The 15,552-nt window shown below is 41.4% G+C and carries 10 protein-coding genes and 1 pseudogene; 5 read left to right on the forward strand and 6 right to left on the reverse strand.

Going from position 1 to position 15,552, the window contains the following annotated elements; genetic code table 11:
* Positions 1-223: 223 nt before the first annotated feature.
* Positions 224-1,777, reverse strand: a complete 1,554-nt coding sequence (locus tag FTV31_RS10650; RefSeq protein ID WP_180014769.1) for a phospholipase D family protein — start codon at positions 1,775-1,777, stop codon at positions 224-226.
* Positions 1,778-1,897: 120 nt separating this feature from the next.
* Between FTV31_RS10650 and FTV31_RS10655 the strand changes: the two genes are divergently transcribed.
* From FTV31_RS10655 to FTV31_RS10675, 5 genes and pseudogenes are all read left to right on the forward strand, one after another.
* The gene (locus tag FTV31_RS10655; protein WP_180014771.1) at positions 1,898-3,028 is read left to right on the forward strand and encodes an S-(hydroxymethyl)glutathione dehydrogenase/class III alcohol dehydrogenase; all 1,131 of its coding nucleotides are present in this window, start codon (positions 1,898-1,900) and stop codon (positions 3,026-3,028) included.
* Positions 3,029-3,245: 217 nt separating this feature from the next.
* Positions 3,246-3,770, forward strand: a complete 525-nt coding sequence (locus FTV31_RS10660) for a hypothetical protein (RefSeq protein ID WP_159122907.1) — start codon at positions 3,246-3,248, stop codon at positions 3,768-3,770.
* Between the two features lie 538 nt (positions 3,771-4,308).
* Positions 4,309-5,358: a 3-deoxy-7-phosphoheptulonate synthase gene (locus tag FTV31_RS10665; protein ID WP_180014773.1), complete on the forward strand. Its 1,050-nt coding sequence runs from the start codon at positions 4,309-4,311 to the stop codon at positions 5,356-5,358.
* Positions 5,359-5,613: 255 nt separating this feature from the next.
* Positions 5,614-6,792: pseudogene (locus FTV31_RS10670) on the forward strand (PilT/PilU family type 4a pilus ATPase).
* 406 nt (positions 6,793-7,198) lie between these two features.
* Complete coding sequence (locus FTV31_RS10675; RefSeq protein ID WP_005235842.1) at positions 7,199-8,395, forward strand: PilT/PilU family type 4a pilus ATPase; 1,197 nt, start codon at positions 7,199-7,201, stop codon at positions 8,393-8,395.
* A 74-nt stretch (positions 8,396-8,469) separates the two neighbouring features.
* On the opposite strand, the gene FTV31_RS10680 is transcribed toward FTV31_RS10675, so the two are convergent.
* The 5 genes from FTV31_RS10680 to FTV31_RS10700 form a co-directional block, all read right to left on the reverse strand.
* Positions 8,470-9,645 carry an MFS transporter gene (locus tag FTV31_RS10680; RefSeq protein ID WP_180014775.1) on the reverse strand — a complete coding sequence of 392 codons (1,176 nt, stop codon included), beginning with the start codon at positions 9,643-9,645 and terminating at the stop codon, positions 8,470-8,472.
* A gap of 251 nt (positions 9,646-9,896) precedes the next feature.
* Positions 9,897-10,271, reverse strand: coding sequence for a glycine cleavage system protein GcvH (gcvH, locus tag FTV31_RS10685; protein ID WP_104426083.1), 375 nt, complete (start codon positions 10,269-10,271; stop codon positions 9,897-9,899).
* An 82-nt stretch (positions 10,272-10,353) separates the two neighbouring features.
* Positions 10,354-11,382, reverse strand: coding sequence for an AraC family transcriptional regulator (locus FTV31_RS10690; protein WP_104426084.1), 1,029 nt, complete (start codon positions 11,380-11,382; stop codon positions 10,354-10,356).
* Between the two features lie 376 nt (positions 11,383-11,758).
* On the reverse strand, positions 11,759-13,615 hold the full coding sequence (locus FTV31_RS10695; RefSeq protein WP_180014777.1) for an ABC transporter ATP-binding protein: 1,857 nt from the start codon (positions 13,613-13,615) through the stop codon (positions 11,759-11,761).
* Between the two features lie 245 nt (positions 13,616-13,860).
* Positions 13,861-15,120, reverse strand: coding sequence for a mechanosensitive ion channel family protein (locus tag FTV31_RS10700; protein ID WP_175967720.1), 1,260 nt, complete (start codon positions 15,118-15,120; stop codon positions 13,861-13,863).
* Between the last annotated feature and the right edge of the window lie 432 nt (positions 15,121-15,552).

Consider the following 15,552-nt stretch of genomic DNA (forward strand, 5'->3'; position numbering starts at 1 on the left):
TAATTTTAGAGCAATCAACGGAATAGGTAAAACCTTTGTAGGTATTGATCTGATTAATGTATAAGAAATAAGCTGAAAAATATAAGTATAAAAACCCGATTTAGAGATTTAGTCAATTTTATATTGTTCAGCTTATCACCAATAAAGATTTAAAATATCCAAAGCCAACTATCAATTAAGGAAAAATCACATTAAATGTAATTTGATCGCAATGTATCTGTCATTACATTAACCATTCTCCCGGGAATTTTGTCACCAGATTCATCATATAACGCTGGAATTGTGTTGTCTCAGGGTCATGATTATGCTGAATCACTGAACCATTTTTTTGATGTTCCAGCCAAATGATCTCGCCCTGTTTATTTAACTTCAGCTGATAAGCCATTCTCGGTAAATACTGGTTTAAGGACTTGGTAATTTCATCTTGGAGCTGATCAGATTCAATCACCAGACCGACTTCAGTGTTTAAATAGGCAGAACGTGGATCAAAGTTAAAGGAACCAATAAATACCATGCCATCTAGATCAAAAAATTTGGCATGCAGACTGGAACTGTTCTTATTTTTGGCCGGAATAATATTACCGGTCATAATTTCATACCAGGTCCGTTTTGGCCGTTCAATATAAGGTTTGAATTCCCAGAGCTCGATTCCATTCTTGAGGAGCTGTTTACGGTATTGCTGATAATAGGCATGTACTAAAGCTACATCATTCGCTTGGAAAGAATTGGTTAAAATTCTGATTTTGACCCCCTGTTGGGAACGTTTACTTAAATAATCCGCACCTTCCTGAGTAGGAATGAAATAAGAAGAAACCAATTCCAGGTGGTCTTTGGGTTCACCCATGAGTTCCAGCATATGGGTATAAATATAATCGCCATTCTGGGCGCTACGACGAACCTTGGAAGGGGCATCGGCAACAAAATAGGCATTTCCCCATTTGATCGGGCGCTTTCTCAGTTGTTCATCAATCTGCTGCTCCGCAATACCGACTCGGCGTTTCAATTCATTTTTATCGACTTCATCTTCTTTAAATTCAGTTCTTAGTCGTTTTAAAAGTTGTGGATTACCCGAATCATTTAGAACTTGTCGGATATCATAGCTTAGATCATCGTTCCAGAATTTGATAAAGGTTTGATTCGCATCGTGTGCTGGCTTTCCGGCAAAGAAAATATCAACATCGCTAAACTGAAAATCCTTACTGGCATCAAAATATTCACTACTGATATTCCGACCACCTGTGACCGCTGCCGTACCATCCGCAATAATCAGTTTGTTATGCATACGCGGATTAATATATTTCATACGGAATCCGTAATCCAGGGCACGCAATTGACGGAATTTATAAGGATTAAATAGTCGGACTTCGAAATTAGGATGCTGGGCTAAGGCCAGCAACTTATCATCCAGTTGAGTCCCGTTCTGGTCATCAATCTGAACCCGAACCTTCACGCCACGGTCTGCGGCTTTTAATAATTGGGAGAGGATCATGTTGCCAATATAGTCATCTTTCCAGATGTAATATTGCAGGTCGAGATGGTATTTGGCTTGATTAATCAGATATAACCTTGCCGCCATACTCATAAAACCGTCATATAAAGGCAGATAAGCCGTTTTCCCTTCCTGAATATGTGGCAGTTGTTCCTCTCTGATCCAGTGGGTCGATTGTACTGGAGTAATAGCTTCTTCTTTTGCTGTATTGGGAGCTAATTCACAGCCAGAAATAGTCAGGCTAAAAACAAAAATACTTAAACATGTAATTGACGAGGGCTTAGTCATTGATGTTCCATTAGTTATAGGGGTTTTATTCCTCAACTTGTGATGTTAATGGTTGAATCTCCGAATAGAAAGAGGTTACTGTTAACCATCTGTAAATCAGTAATAAAAGGATCGTTTTACATGAAATCACGTGCAGCGGTTGCATTTGGCCCAGGTCAGCCATTAGAAATTGTGGAAGTAGATGTTGCTCCACCAAAAGCAGGTGAAGTACTGGTAAAAATTAGCCATACTGGCGTATGTCATACCGATGCATTTACCTTGTCTGGTGATGATCCGGAAGGCGTATTTCCAGCCATTTTAGGCCATGAAGGCGCGGGTGTGGTCGTTGAGGTAGGTGAAGGCGTGACGAGTCTGAAACCGGGTGATCATGTGATTCCACTTTACACAGCAGAATGTGGTGAATGTCTGTTCTGTAAATCGGGTAAGACCAACCTGTGTGTAGCGGTTCGTGCGACTCAGGGTAAAGGTGTAATGCCAGATGGAACTACCCGTTTTTCTTATAATGGCCAGCCGATTTATCATTATATGGGCTGTTCAACGTTCTCTGAATATACAGTCGTTGCAGAAGTTTCTCTAGCGAAAATTAACCCTGAAGCTAACCATGAGCAAGTGTGTTTATTAGGCTGTGGCGTGACTACAGGTATTGGTGCAGTACATAACACTGCTAAAGTACAGGAAGGCGATAGCGTCGCTGTATTTGGCTTAGGCGGTATTGGTCTTGCAGTTGTACAAGGTGCTCGTCAGGCCAAAGCCGGCCGTATTATTGCCGTGGATACCAATCCAGATAAATTCGAACTGGCTAAACAGTTTGGCGCTACTGATTTTGTGAATCCAAAAGACTATGACAAGCCAATTCAGCAAGTGATTGTGGAAATGACCGGTTGGGGCGTAGACCACTCTTTTGAATGTATTGGTAATGTCGACGTAATGCGTTCAGCACTAGAATGTGCACACCGCGGCTGGGGTCAGTCTGTGATTATTGGCGTAGCAGGTGCAGGTAAAGAAATCTCGACTCGTCCATTCCAGCTAGTCACAGGCCGTAAATGGATGGGTACAGCATTTGGTGGTGTTAAAGGCCGTTCTCAATTACCGGGCATGGTTGAACAGGCCATGAAAGGCGAAATTCAACTAGAACCATTTGTGACACATACGATGCCATTAGAACAGATCAATGAAGCCTTTGATCTGATGCATGAAGGCAAGTCGATCCGCAGCGTGATTCATTTTGATGAAAATGATTTAGCGATTTAGACTTCAAAGAGGCCGGTGAACACGGGCCTTTTTATTTTAATAATTAAGATATATCAGATACATTTGCCTATCAAAGCACCACAGAGCTTTACCTAAAAAACACAAGGCTTCTAAGGTTATTACATACCAGATGCTTATAGTGAATAGAAGCGTATCGATAGACAGATGCGATTAAAACCATGTTTAAGAATCATTTTAAAGAATAAGGATAAGCTCTATGTCGAATGATAGATTTGATCGTATTAAAAATTCTCCTAAAGATGTCCGTGATGATTTAAATGCCGATCCAATTAGCGGCGAGCCAGGTGCACATCCTATTGGCACAGGCGTAGGTGCTGCCGGTGGCGCAGCTGCAGGTGCAGCGGTCGGTGCAGCAGGTGGTCCGGTCGGTGCAGCAGTAGGTGGTGTTGTCGGGGCAGTGGTCGGTGGTCTCGCAGGTAAAGGCGTAGGCGAAGCTGTGAACCCGACTGAAGAAGCAGCATTCTGGCGAGATAATGCTGTTGAAACCCCTTATTATTCAGATGCCCGTACCACGTATAGCGATTTAGATTACGATCGTGACTATGATGCGGCCTATCGTGTCGGTTATGAAAACCGTGGGGCATATGATGCTAATACCCGTTTTGAAGACGTAGAAAGCGATCTGAAAGTAAAATGGGAACAGGCAAAAGGCCAGTCACGTCTGAACTGGGAACAGGCAAAATTTGCAGTACGTGATGCATGGAATCGCGTAACCCGTTAATTGCAAATGCCAAAACCAAGATCTAATATGCTCTTGGTTTTAAGGAAATGGGCAAAGTCTGCTGACCGTCACGACTTTGTCCATTATTTATATCTGAAAGGTTAGAATTCTAGGGCGATAAGTAAAAGTATAAATACTGATAAATATTTTTTTATATTTACTACTTGTCAAAACTGGATAGAGCGCGTATTTTAATTTCAGATTCACATTTTTATGAAAGACATAAACATGTTAAAGCAACCTATCATTTCAAACGCTTATTTTTATTTCTGGCAGTTTAGATAATTGCCTGAATGCGTTTGGGCAATGAAAAGGTTGCCCACCAGTTAATACCTGATCGGCAACCCTGATCAGGTTTTTTTATGTATGTGATTTAACAATTTTTTGGAGACAGCCATGACAAACTTTAACTATTCATACTTTAGCAACTTTTATTGGTCTTACTTTAGCCAGCTAATGACGCTTTCGACATCTTCGATTAGACCCATAACGCTCAAATAAAAGTTTGGACTGATTGCCAGTCCCAGGATTTAAAGTCATGAATATTGCAAATACATCACAACAACATCAAACAGAAACCATTTTAGCTTTACCACAGCAACTTAAGCAGCAATTGCCACTGTCTCCGCAATTGGCTGTACAAGTCGCTGAACAGCGTCAAATTATTCAAAATATTTTAGAGGGTAAAGATCACCGTTTAATGGTGATTACCGGACCATGTTCCATTCATGATGAAGCTTCCGCACTGGAATATGCAGAAAAATTAAAACAGCTTCAGGAACAGGTTTCTGATCAAATTTTCCTGGTTATGCGGGCCTATATTGAAAAACCACGTACCACCGTAGGTTGGAAAGGCTTCCTGTATGACCCAGAACTCGATGGCTCATCCAATATGCAATTGGGTCTGGAAAAATCTCGTGCACTGTACCTAAAACTGATTGGCATGGGCCTGCCGATTGCCTCAGAGATCTTAAGTCCAATGGCAACGGCGTATTTCGATGATCTATTGGCCTGGGGTGCGATTGGCGCGCGTACCAGTGAATCACAAATTCACCGTGAAATTTCCAGCCATATGCCGTACAGCATCGGTTTCAAAAATGGGACAGATGGTTCGATTCAAATTGCTCTTGATGCTATTCAGTCAGCTTCCAATCCACATCAGTTCATGGGCATGAGCCAATCGGGTCTGCCGTGTATCCTGAGCTCAAAAGGGAATCCAAAAGCACATTTGATCCTGCGTGGTTCAAATAGTGGTCCGAACTACCAGTTGTCTGAAATTGAAAAAATTAAAGCGAAACACTCAACCGATTTGCCGGCTCTGGTTATTGATTGCAGTCATGGTAATAGTTCAAAAAACCCAATGCTACAAGCTAAAGTGCTGGAGCAGATCGTCGCTGAACGTTTGCACAGCAATGTGCGGGGTGTAATGCTCGAAAGTCATCTGGTCGATGGCAATCAGAAAATCTCTGAAGATATGGTTTACGGCCAGTCAGTGACTGATGGATGTCTGGGCTGGACAAAAACCGAGCAATTATTGTTAAATATGGCTGATTCACTGCGATGCGAAAGTTTAAAGCGTAGCGCTTAAACTCACGATCTTATCTTTCCTCAATTCGTTGAGGAAAGATATTATGATCGGATATGGTTGTTCAGAAGTATTTTTCTAAATGCTGAAAGCAACAATTCGATATTTTGAAAATTAAAACAATGAGTATTAAAACGATTTTAAAAATTGAATAAAAAATAATTAATTTAAAAAACAAAAAAATAACAATAATTTATTAGAGATCAGCCTGACACTGTTTTTTAACAGCGGATGAGTCATGATCCTAGGAAGCTTGCTATGTATACAACTGAATTGCTCGATGAAGCACGTAAATTTATGCACCATATGCTGACCAAAGTCGTTGAATATGGTGGTTCCGATCTTTTTATTACAGCTGATTTCCCGCCCAGTATCAAACAGCAAGGGTTAATGAAACCGTTTGGCCAGCAGAAACTCACAGCCGATAAGACCCGTTTGTTTGCTTATGCCTTGACGAATGAGCGACAGATTCAGGAATTTGAATCGGTGATGGAATGCAATTTTAGTATTAGCATCCCGGGCGTGTCGCGTTTCCAGGTTAATGTCTTCCAGCAACAGCACAATGTAGGCATGGTGATTCGGGTCATTACGACAGATATTCCAAGCTTTGAGCAGTTAGGCTTACCAGCTTCATTGCAACAGGTCATCATGCAGAAACGTGGTCTGGTACTGGTAGTTGGTGCAACGGGTGTCGGGAAATCGACTACATTAGCAGCTATGATTGATTACCGTAATACGCATACTGAGGGGCATATTATTACGATCGAAGACCCGGTGGAATATGTCTATCAGCATAAAAAGTCGATGATCACCCAGCGTGAAATTGGTGTAGATTGCGTTTCCTGGCACAATGCACTGATTAATACCATGCGGCAGGCACCTGACATTATCGTGATTGGCGAAATCAGGGATACAGACAGTATGGAACATGCAATTGCCTTTGCTGAATCCGGCCATCTATGCCTTGCCACACTTCATTCTAATAATGCCGATCAGGCACTGGACCGGATTATTAACTTCTTTCCAGAAGAACGCCGTAATCAGTTACTGCTAGATTTATCAGCTAATATCAAAGCCGTGATTTCTCAGCGGCTAATTCGCACTGAAGATGGTAAAGGTCGTCGTGCGGCGGTAGAAATTCTGCAAAATACACCTTTAGTTTCTGACCTGATTCGTAAAGGTGAATTCCATGAGCTTAAAACGATTATGGCTCGTTCGCGGGAACTGGGCATGCAAACCTTTGATCAGGCGTTATTTGATTTATATAACCAAGGCATTATTTCTTATGAAGAAGCCTTGCGTAATGCAGACTCCAGTAATGAATTACGTTTATAAATCAAATTAAAGAGTAGTCGTATCAATCCTGTTTTACAGGTAGAAAATGCCCAGATTTCACTTCTTGAACAGTCCAGATCGCGTGCACTTTCACCTGACTAATCTTTGCTTTTTAATAAACAGACTGCCATTCAGCTCAATAGAACTGAGTCATAAATCTTCTTTAATGGTGGCTTTTAAGCAAGGCAGCTTTCAGCCACCTATCTAGATATTCAATTCTATCCTTACTTGCCTGACGAATTTAATTTAACCTTGTCTGCATTTATATCCTGAATATGATCTTTTTCATCGTAATATTCTTTTAAAATGAAGTAGTTTTTAAAATGCAAATTTTGCCTAGTTAATTGATATTTTATTGAACTTCATCACATAATATTCCAAAAATATTTTCTTTATAAATCAAATCTATTTGAGGCTTTAAAAAAAACGCTGCACAATAAAAATCAAATGATATTGGCATGAATCAAGCATTTAAATTCATGTAATTGTGTATTTCCAGGGGGAGAGAATGTTCACGGCAGAACTGTTGGACGAAGCAAAAAAATTCATGCATCACATGCTGACCAAAGTAGTGGAATATGGGGGCTCAGACTTATTTATTACCGCAGATTTTCCACCGAGTATTAAACATCAGGGCTTAATGAAGCCCTTTGGACAACAGACCTTAACTGCTGAAAAAACCAAACTGTTCGCTTATAGCTTGATGAATGACAAACAGCGTCAAGAGTTTGAAGCTGAACTGGAATGTAACTTCGCGATTACCGTGCCGGGCGTATCGCGCTTCCGGGTAAATGTTTTTGTACAACAGCTTCAGGTCGGGATGGTAATCCGGACCATTACGGCAGAAATTCCAAATTTCCAGAAACTGAAATTACCAGAATCATTGAAACACGTGATTATGGAAAAACGCGGTCTGGTACTGGTTGTAGGAGGAACGGGTTCAGGTAAATCGACCTCTCTGGCAGCGATGATTGACTACCGCAATGAAAATTCGGCGGGGCATATCATTACCGTGGAAGATCCGGTGGAATATGTACATAAACACAAGAAATCCATGATTACTCACCGTGAAGTTGGAGTCGATTGCCATTCCTGGCACAATGCGCTGAAAAATACCTTGCGTCAGGCCCCCGATGTAATTCTGATCGGTGAGATTCGGGATACCGAAACCATGGAACACGCAATTGCCTTTGCTGAAACCGGACATTTATGTCTGGGTACACTGCATTCCAATAATGCTAACCAGACTTTGGACCGGATTATTAACTTCTTCCCGGAAGAACGCCGTAATCAGTTATTGATGGACTTATCTTCGAATATGAAGGCGATTATTTCCCAGCGTCTGATTCGTACTCAGGATGGAAAAGGGCGTCGGGCTGCAATTGAAATCATGTTAAATACACCTTTGATTTCTGATCTGATTCTAAAAGGTGAGTTTCATGAGCTGAAAGCCATTATGGGCAAATCTCGTGAACTGGGCATGCAGACTTTCGATCAGGCCCTATTTGACCTGTATAACGAGGGTGCGATTTCTTATGAGGAAGCATTACGTAATGCTGATTCGACTAATGAATTACGTTTACAGATCAAGCTGAAAAGCAACCGCCAGGATAATCCTGCTGCTGGAGAAGCAACACAATTCACGATGATGCAAGAACCGAAAGCTGAAGAAAAAGAACAGGAAAATACTTCAGCATCTGAATAAATACATCTTCGTGTCAGAATTAAAATAGGCAGTTCATCTGCCTGTTTTTTATTATATTTAGATATTAACTTGTATTAGGCGGTCTTAACTTGAACGACCAGTTTAAAGTAAACAATACTGCATAAGGTGAGTAAACTACAGAGAATAAAGGCGAACTGATAACTATAAGTCGCAATAAGCGCCCCAATCAGGAGCGAGCCGACCGCAATTCCTACATCATAGAAGGTATAAAAGGTCGAAGTCGCATAACCAATCCGGTGTTTCGGTGCACGTTGAATGGCCAGTGTCTGGATGCAGGGTTGTGCGCTGCCAAAACCGATACCAATCAATACCGCAGCCAGCAGGAATCCCCCCAATGTCTGAATCTGACTGAGTAAAAAGAGTCCTAAGCTAAAGATGAGTAGCGCAGGATAAATCACATATTGTGGGCCTTTACGATCATAAATTTTTCCGGTAATTGGACGCAAACTCATCATGGAAATGGCAAATACAACAAAGAATAAACTGGCATAAGTCATCAGATTTTTACTGGCAGCAAAAGGCGCAATAAAAGACATGATGCTGGCATAAGAGAAGGAAATCAGAGCAGCGAGTACCGCAACAGGCAGCGCTTTCTTTTCCACAACATCAGACAACGCCAGTCCTTTTTTCTCAGGAATAGTTTGAATGATGGGCTCAGGCTTCTTGACCGGAATCATTAAGCAGAAAGCAAATCCGATAAAAACTAATGCAATCAGCAATGTTGTGATCTGAAAATAAGACCAGTATTCAATCAGACTTAAGCCAATCAATGGTCCTAGCACAATACCCAGATTGACTGACATGACGTAATAGCCCATGCCTTCGCCTTTACGCTGTTCTGGAATAAACTGATTCACTACAGGAACACAGACTGTAGTCAAAATACTAAACCAGATCCCATGCAAAAAACGGATGATAAATAAGGTCGTAAGCTGATCGGCAAGCAGGTAGGCTAGGGAAAATAGACTGAAAAAGATTCCAGAAATAATCAGGGTTTTACGGATACCCAATTTCTCAATAATCAGGCCACTAAAAGGACGTACTGCAATCGCTGAAATCATGAACAAGGTCATGGCCAGACCGGCTTGGGCTAAGTTTCCGCCTAATTCTTTCAGGATATAAATCGGTAAAATCGTGGTTTGTGCAAAATAGAAAATAAATAAAAACAGGTTATTGGCCAGACACAGCATAAAAGGCTTGGTCCATAAAGGCAATAGATTGGATTTCATAATTTTCCTAAATTGATCTATAGGGAAATGCTGCGGTGAGCATGAGTATTATTTTTATAAAGCAGCCTGAGCTATCTGATGCGAGCAATAGCAGGCACAGCAAAGACTTTAAGAAAAATGTGTGAAAAATACAATAAAATTCCGATATGAATACATTGTATTTGATGGAGAGCTTTAAATAAGAAGTTTTCAATGCGTAAAAAATCAGCCCACAGGCTGATTCTTATTTTTCCATACTAAATCGAAGTAGCTTATAGGCCAGCTTCATATTCTGTATTAGACAATAGCTTTTCTACATCTGCCATATTGTCCGGTTTGATTTTATAGATCCAGCCTTTGCCGTACGGGTCATCATTAATGAAGTCAGGATCATCCTCAAGCGCAGCATTGATTTCAACCACTGTACCAGAGACAGGTGCATGAATATCAGAAGCGGTTTTTACTGATTCAACCACGCCAGCCTGTTCGCCCGCAGTAATATGTGAGTCAAGATCTGGTGCTTCTACATAAACCAGATCACCTAATGCATCCTGTGCATGGTCGGAAATACCGGTCACAACAAGATCACCCTCAATGCGTACCCATTCATGTGTACTTGCGTACTTTAATTCTGAAGGATGATTCATTGATAACTCCCTAAAAATCTTAAGATCATTTTTGATATGTTTTATACATTCTTTTTGGTCAAAACAAAAGGTTTATCCGTGCTTATAAATAAGGATCTTTGCGCCAGTTGCTCGGGCTACGACCACTCCAGCGCTTAAACGCTCGACTAAAATTGGCCACATCACTATAGCCAAGTTCATCAGCGATCTGCTCCAGAGTAAAGTCTGTACGGGATAATAAGGAAGTGGCATGCCGGTAGCGCACTTCATCCACCAGCGTAGAGAAAGAAGTACCTTCAGCGGCCAACTGACGCTTTAAGGTTCGATCCGACATATGCAGGCGTTCAGCTACGCTTTCAATACTCAGATAATGCTGTTCGGAATGAGTCAGAATATCTCGCACCCGCATGGCAATCCGGTGCCGTTCACCAAGTGCCGATAATTCAGCTTCACACTGGTTAATCGCAATCTGGCTGGCAATTGGATCAGCATGTACCAGTTTGTTCATCAGGTAGCTTTTATCAAAGCTTAAAATTAAATGCGGCTGTTCAAAACGGAACTGATGTGTAGGAAATTTCGCCATGAAGCGTTCAAAACCTTCCGGCTTTTTGAAATCAAAGTCGATTTCTCCAGTCGCATCGTTAACCCCGGTGATGGCTTTTGCCATACTGATCAGGCCAATCATCAGAGCAATTGAAATTTCGGTACGAAGCGGTTCAAGCTGAATATCAGTTTGCAGCTGTACGGTTGCCTTAGCGCCAAAGGTCGAGAAAAATAACTGCAAGAAGGGTAAACGTAACTGAATGAATCGGTTCGCCAGCACCAGGGCTTCGGTAATATTATTCGCCGTCATGATGGCATAACCGATAAAGCCATGAATTGAAATCCGCATCTGGGTACCTAAGTGATAACCCAATGTCGGTTCACCAGTGAGCTTCAAGGCATGCTTGACCAGTTCATTGGCCACAGGGGTCGGAATACGGTAATCAGGATCTGCCAACTGTTCACTGGTCAGGCCAAAAGGCTTAAAAAGCGACTCATTATTATACCCCCAGCGGGAAATGACATCGAGAAGCAAGAGACCGTATACACCTGGAATACCTTGGTCTTGGCGTGGAGCTATTGTTTTCATGCGCGATCCGTTGCACTCATTCAAATTTTTTTATTTTCACTTCATATTGGCATGAAAAAGCCATTTTCTTGATAAAAATTGTTGGACAAAGCGGTGGCAATTTCCACAAGAAGATTTCAATTAACTTCAAGCAGATTAGCTCAATTTAAAGTTGGAAATCAATGTAAACCAGAGATATTTTAGGGATTTAATTTTAAGCCTACAGATTTCTATTAATTCAGAATAGGGCTATTTTTTGAATAATCTGGAATTTAAAAATGCTTGTGGAATAGTTGATATTCCCATAAAAGCAAACCGAAGCATTACTATTCAAGTGACTAAAATAGAATGCTTCGGTTTCTGTTGTAGAGCTTAGCTACTACTGAATAGAGAGCAATTATGCTTCATGCAAGCTGTCAGATTTGGCATGTTGCTGTACCAAGAACCCGCCGGTTTGACGCTGCCATAGCTGCGCATAGATTCCGTTTAAGGCCACCAGTTCATCATGCGTACCTTGCTCGGCAATTTTACCTTGATCCATCACAATCAGACGATCCATCTGCGCAATGGTAGAAAGACGATGCGCAATGGCAATAACTGTTTTACCTTGCATCAAATCATCCAGACTATTCTGAATAGCCGCTTCGACTTCGGAATCTAGAGCGCTGGTGGCTTCATCCAGAATCAGAATCGGCGCATCTTTCAAGAATACCCGGGAAATGGCAATACGTTGGCGCTGTCCACCAGAAAGCTTCACGCCACGTTCACCTACATAGGCGTCATAGCCTCTACGGCCACGCAAATCAGTCAGATTCGGAATAAATTCTTCTGCTTTGGCCTTGCGTACAGCTTCAAACATCTCTTCATCAGTTGCATCCGGACGACCGTATTTGATATTTTCAGCTACGGTACGATGCAGCAAAGACGTATCCTGAGTGACCAGCGCAATATTTTTACGCAAACTGTCCTGAGTGACATCGGCAATATCCTGATCATCAATCAGAATACGGCCCTGATTCAGATGATAGAAATGCAATAGCAATTGAATCAGGGTCGATTTACCAGCTCCAGAACGCCCCACGATCCCGATTTTTTCACCCGGACGAATGGTCAGATTAAACTGGTCAATCACCGGTTTTTCATTATAGGCAAAAGTGACATTATCGAATTTAATCTCACCGTGTTTTAGCTCCAGTTCTTTCGCATCTTCTTTGTCTTGAATATTGATTCGACGACCTAGAGTTTTCATTCCGTCCTGAATAGTACCGACATTTTCAAACAGGGCAGAGGTCTGCCACATCATAAACTCGGCAATACTATTCAGCTTTAATACCATCGCTGTGGTGGCTGCAATAATCCCGAGCTGCGCCTGACCTTGCATCCAGAGCCAGATCGCAGTTCCCAGCACACCTGTATATAGCACAACACTCAGCATCAGAATGCTGATTTCGTATTGAGCGCCCAGACGCATCTGTTTATACACCGTAACCATAAATTCCTGCATGGAGGATTTGGCATACTGACTTTCGCGACCTGCATGCGCAAACAGTTTTACGGTTTGAATATTGGTATAGGCATCAGTCACACGTCCGGTCATGACTGCACGTGCATCCGCTTGTAAGGACGAAATCTTGCTTAATCTTGGAATAAAATAGCAGGCAGCACAGATAAACAGTAATAGCCAGACCATAAGCGGCAAAATAAGTAAGGGTGAAATGGCACCCAAGACAATATTGATTGTGATGAAATAAATCAGCACATAGGCCAGCATATCGCCCAAAATGACCCAGAATTCTCGGATCGCCAGCGCCGTTTGCATGACTTTGGCCGATAAACGTCCGGCAAAATCATTATGGAAGAAGTCCAAACTCTGTTTGAGCAATAAATTATGGAAGCGCCAACGCAGACGCATCGGGAAATTACTATATAAAATCTGATGCTTGATCAGGGACTGAGCACTAGCAAACAGGATATTTGCCAGCAAGATAATACTCAATAAGGTTAGATTGCTGGCATGTTGATCTAAAAAAGTGTCTGGCTGACTTTGACTCAACCAGTTCACCAGATCGCCAATTTTTGAATACAGTAAGGCCTCAAAACTGGCTGCACCTGCGGTACACAATACTAGAATCAGCAAATAACGGCGTACCCCATAAGCTGCCTGCCAGACAAAGGGGAAAAACCTGGTAGGTAAAGGTTGATTCAGGTTTTTGGTGGGATAGGGGTCTACCAGCCGTTCAAGCCATCGAAACATTCACGTACTCTTATCATGTATTTTCTTTGCGGAAATTATAAAGGATTCTGCTTTTTGAAGTCTGAATTTGAGTGAAATTGCCACAAATGTTTAACTAAATCAAACTTTAGGTTGCAGAGCAAAAACTCATGCCAGATTTATACCAAATAATATGAAGACCAAAAATAAGAGATTGAATTCATTTTAAATACTGAATAAAAAGCCCGAAATAAGAGATTATTTCGGGCTTAAGTTAAGAGGTTAGTTTAAGTGATAATCGGAGATGAAGAACTCGCGTTAAAAGATTCTTTAAAATCACTCCCAGAAGGAGCCTGATACACTTTCAGTCCAAATTCCGGAATAATCGCCAGAATATGGTCCATGATATCTGACTGGATATTTTCATACTCTGCCCAAACCGTCGTATTGGTGAAAGCATAAATTTCCAGTGGCAAGCCTTCGCTAGTCGGTTGTAATTGACGTACCATCAATGAAAAATCTTTAGCAATACCAGGATGCTGTTGCAGATAAAATTCCAGATAAGCGCGGAACGTGCCTAAATTGGTCAGACGGCGCTGGTTGTATTGTGAATGGTGCTGGAGCTGCTGGTTAAACTTCTCTAGTTCTTCTGATTTGGTATTCAGATATTGATCCAGCAGGATAAAATTTTTCAGCTTGTTCTGTTCTTCAGCCGTCATGAAATGCACGCTGGTTTGGTCAATATGAATTGAACGTTTGATCCGGCGGGCACCCGCTTCCTGCATGCCGCGCCAGTTTTTAAAGGTATCGGTCACCAGTTTATTGGTCGGAATCGTGGTCACTGTTTTGTCAAAGTTCTGCACAGTCACGGTATGTAATGACATATCAATGACATCACCATCGGCGTTTAGGGTCGGCATTTCAATCCAGTCACCAATACGCACCATGTCATAAGATGAAATCTGAACCGAAGCCACCAGTGACAGAATCGTATTTTGAAAGACCAGCATCAGGACAGCGGCCATCGCACCAAAGCCAGCGAGCAAGGTGAATACATCTTTTTTCAGGAAAGTGCCTAAAATCATCAAGCCACAAACAATGAAGATGATCAGCTTGACCAGCTGTAAATAACCTTTAATCGGCTTGTTGCGTGACTTGGGATTACGCTGATAAATCAGGTTAAAGATATTCAGTAACTCACCGAGTGCCAGAGCAATGGTCAGGAAAATAAACGCCTGGGCACCCATTTGCACAAAGGTTTGCACCTTGTCGGATAAATGCGGAACTGTGGTAATCCCGTTCATAATCACGACTGCTGGAACAATATTGGAAATCCGGCGAATTACGCTATGTTCAGCAAAAATCTGATTATTGGCAAAGGGCATTTTGGAAATCAGTTGACGGATGCCACGTACGACAATCTGTTTGGCAAACACATTGGCAAGGATGGCCAGTAAAATCACAATACTCAGTGAAGATAACATTTCCAGCCAAGGGTACTGATCGGCCCAATCTCGAATATTCTGAATAAAATTAAACTGTTCCAACTGATCTTTCTCTTTAACTCAAAAAATTTGTTAGAGTTTATAGGTTTAAACGCAATTTTTTAATCTTGGATAACCTTTTAAAACATATCTTTCTTAGAGGATGCGAACTTAATCACTATTCAGGCATTTATTTTTTCCTTCAGGTTAATTCAGATTAAATAGATCAATGGAAATTGATTGGTTAATGGCTAGGAAACGTGAAAAATTGATATAACAGCCTAGCTTGTATTTTTTCTAACTTTAAAAAATTAAAAATGTCAAAGTGAATTAAAGAATTTAATAGATCTCTTTCATAAATCAAAAACCGATCTTCTTTTTGGTTAATATTTGCACTCCGGATTTCTTAGCATTCGTGCATAATCTGCGGATGAAATACATCGATTCAAACAAGCTTTCTGATCCTCAGTTCAAGCGATACACAGGCATCTCATG

This window comes from Acinetobacter sp. YH16031 (genome assembly GCF_013417335.1).
Lineage (GTDB): Bacteria > Pseudomonadota > Gammaproteobacteria > Pseudomonadales > Moraxellaceae > Acinetobacter.

Coding starts and splice junctions, on each gene's coding strand:
- FTV31_RS10690 (WP_104426084.1), bottom strand. CDS start 11,382: ATGAAAACAATAGCTCCACGCCAAGACCAAGGTATTCCAGGTGTATAC.
- gcvH (WP_104426083.1), bottom strand. CDS start 10,271: ATGAATCATCCTTCAGAATTAAAGTACGCAAGTACACATGAATGGGTA.
- FTV31_RS10695 (WP_180014777.1), bottom strand. CDS start 13,615: ATGTTTCGATGGCTTGAACGGCTGGTAGACCCCTATCCCACCAAAAAC.
- FTV31_RS10665 (WP_180014773.1), top strand. CDS start 4,309: ATGAATATTGCAAATACATCACAACAACATCAAACAGAAACCATTTTA.
- FTV31_RS10680 (WP_180014775.1), bottom strand. CDS start 9,645: ATGAAATCCAATCTATTGCCTTTATGGACCAAGCCTTTTATGCTGTGT.
- FTV31_RS10655 (WP_180014771.1), top strand. CDS start 1,898: ATGAAATCACGTGCAGCGGTTGCATTTGGCCCAGGTCAGCCATTAGAA.
- FTV31_RS10675 (WP_005235842.1), top strand. CDS start 7,199: ATGTTCACGGCAGAACTGTTGGACGAAGCAAAAAAATTCATGCATCAC.
- FTV31_RS10650 (WP_180014769.1), bottom strand. CDS start 1,777: ATGACTAAGCCCTCGTCAATTACATGTTTAAGTATTTTTGTTTTTAGC.
- FTV31_RS10660 (WP_159122907.1), top strand. CDS start 3,246: ATGTCGAATGATAGATTTGATCGTATTAAAAATTCTCCTAAAGATGTC.